The 2,449-nt window shown below is 67.1% G+C and carries 2 protein-coding genes; both read right to left on the reverse strand.

What is annotated here, in order from left to right; genetic code table 11:
• Positions 1-100: 100 nt before the first annotated feature.
• Positions 101-1,528 carry a hypothetical protein gene (locus tag QZY44_RS17670; RefSeq protein ID WP_295449112.1) on the reverse strand — a complete coding sequence of 476 codons (1,428 nt, stop codon included), beginning with the start codon at positions 1,526-1,528 and terminating at the stop codon, positions 101-103.
• Positions 1,434-2,237, reverse strand: a complete 804-nt coding sequence (locus tag QZY44_RS17675) for a hypothetical protein (protein ID WP_295449115.1) — start codon at positions 2,235-2,237, stop codon at positions 1,434-1,436. Before QZY44_RS17675 ends, QZY44_RS17670 begins: the two co-directional genes overlap by 95 nt.
• Between the last annotated feature and the right edge of the window lie 212 nt (positions 2,238-2,449).

Genomic DNA, 2,449 nt, shown 5'->3' on the forward strand with positions numbered 1-2,449 from the left:
CGGCGAACGCCACTAACGCGGTCGTTTCGGTTTCACCCGTAGGGTGAAGGATAAGATCGTTCATACGCACCTCCTTGCCCTAATATTTCATCAGGTTAGGTCAACAAGGGCAAGGTCCAACTGCTCTTTCTAGGATGATCGAGCCGACCCGCTCACGATCCGCCTTCCGGGTGCCGATCCTGAATCCCGGGTCGGCCGGGATGTGCACGAAGCCGAGCAGGTCATCGGCGGGCAGGTGCAGGCGCTGCGGGTCACACCGGGGGTCGCCCAAGCGTGCCAGGGTGTCACCGGCACGGGCGCGCACCGGGGGCCGTGAGGCCCGGCAGGCGTCGGCATCGCCCATGAGTGTCAGTATCCGTTGCGCACAACGCGCCCTTAGCTCCCCGCCGCTCTTTTGCCACTCCAGGGTGGCTGCGCCCGCCAGTTCGGCGGCGCAGAATCGCGCATCCGCGGTCGTGCCTGCATCAGCCAGCTCGCCCAAGAAGAGTCGCGCCGCCCCGGCGGCGTTCTTCGCCAGATACCCGGCCAGCAGCAGGATGGGCTCGCGCCACCAGGGGTGTTCCAGGTGGTCTTGCAAGCAGTCGAGCATGGCTTGACGGCTGTCGCGGCCGGGGACCTCGGCCAGATAGCGCGCGACCAGGAACTCCTGGAGGGCCAAATGGATGAAGCGATAGGTCCCGTCGCGCTCCTCCACGACACTGCCGCGCTGGCGGGCGTGGCTGATAAAGGCCTTGATGGAGGGTTTGAATTCCGCCTTTTCGCGCAGCGCCGCCGCCAAGGCCCGCTCGTCGATCTCCCGGCCCTGGTCACGGCCCTGTTGGTGCATGTGTGCGGCGAGGTGCTGCGCCATCTCGCGAAAGTCCTCCCAATCCGTTGCCAGCTCGTGGCGATCCTCTTCTTCGCGCCCGTAGTCGACCCGCAATAGGGCCTCGATGGCCTTATCGAACAGATCGGCGCGGGCATCCGGCAGTTGCCGGTAACTCTCATTCACGATCAAAAGTAGGCGCACCATCAGCGGACTATCCACCAGGGGCTTGGCCTCTGGGCCCAGACGCGCGCGGCGCTCATCCTCGAGCTGACTGATCCGGTCAAGCAGTTCCTGCGCGCGGTTGGCGCGCGCGGCGGCATCGCGCGGGTGAATGCAGTCATAGGCCTGCCGCACCATGGGCGTGACGTGCTGCGCGAAGTCGAGTGGTTGTACGACGATCTCCCGGAACCCGGCGCCTAGGGCGGTGAGCGCGCTGCGGTAGGCGATCGTCCGGCAGGTGCCGACGACACGGACCTGCGGGTGCCCTTGGACCAGGTCCACGACCGCCTGTCGCACGGCCGCCCGCTCGTCCTCGTTCGCGACCTCGTCGAGCCCGTCGAGCAGCAGGAGCAGGTTGCGCCCGTCCTTGAGCAACTGGGCAAAGAAGTCGTCCGGCAAGTCGAAGTCAACCTGCTTGCCGATCAGGTAACAGTAGATGCCGTTGGCCAGGGTGCGCGCGCGGGGACGCGTCGGTCGGCTGATGGCGCCGATAGCGGGCAAAGTACGCCAGCGGCATGAAGATCGGCAGCGGCAGTTCGCGTGGGGCAAGCCCGAGCCCGAGGCGCGAGCGGGTGGGTTCGGCCGCGTCGGCGAGCAGCGAGGAGGCCAGCGCCCAGGCCATGTGCATCAGGACGGTCGTCTTGCCGGACCCCGGCCCACCGATGATGACGAGGTGATGGGCCAGGCCGAGCGCCTGGTTGAGCGGGATCTCGGTGGTGTGTGGTGCGGGATACGTCTCGTCGGCCAGTGCCGCGGCGCCGCGATGCCCGCGCTCCTGCCGGCCTGGTGGCTGCGCCGTGTCGCCGCCGCGCGGCTGGGGCCGGGCGCGCAGTGGGACATAGGTCGCCTCCAGGGGCAGCGAAATGACCGAGGTCCCGTCAGTGCGCTGAATACCGCGCAGTTCAATCGACGCGGTGTATGAGTGCAGCCAGCCGAGGTAGCCGGCCACCCGCTGGGCGATCTGCGCCTTGGACAGGCGTGCGCCCGCCGCGGCATAGTAGCGCTCGATGAATTGGATGCCGGTGTTGATGTTGCCCGAGTTGTCGTCCAGGCTGACGGCGTGCGCGCCGAGCGCGGTGCCGCCGCCTTGGGCGAGCGCGCCTGGGCCGGTCAGGTTCGCCTGCTGTAAGGCGGCGAGCTCGGCCCGTAATCGGGCCATCTCCCGCTGCATCGCTTCCACGTCAAACGGTTCGGTCGGTTCAGTCGCCATGCGGCGCGGCTCCCTTGAGTTTACCCAGCTCGGAAAGTGGATCTTCCCGGACCGCATGCCCAAGCGGAGCCCTCAACCTTATACATAAGTGGTTCTGATCCAAGCACGAACTCCTCGCGGCGCCTAAGATGGCAGGATCACCAACCCACCGGAGGGGAGCATGAACAACTGGGCACGCGAAGAAGTGGCGACGGCAGACCTGGGCGATCGGC

The sequence above is a fragment of the uncultured Thiodictyon sp. genome, from assembly GCA_903837595.1.
Taxonomy (GTDB): domain Bacteria; phylum Pseudomonadota; class Gammaproteobacteria; order Chromatiales; family Chromatiaceae; genus Thiodictyon.

Excerpts from the sequence above, each read along its gene's own strand:
- QZY44_RS17675 (WP_295449115.1), bottom strand. The coding sequence starts at position 2,237 with ATGGCGACTGAACCGACCGAACCGTTTGACGTGGAAGCGATGCAGCGG.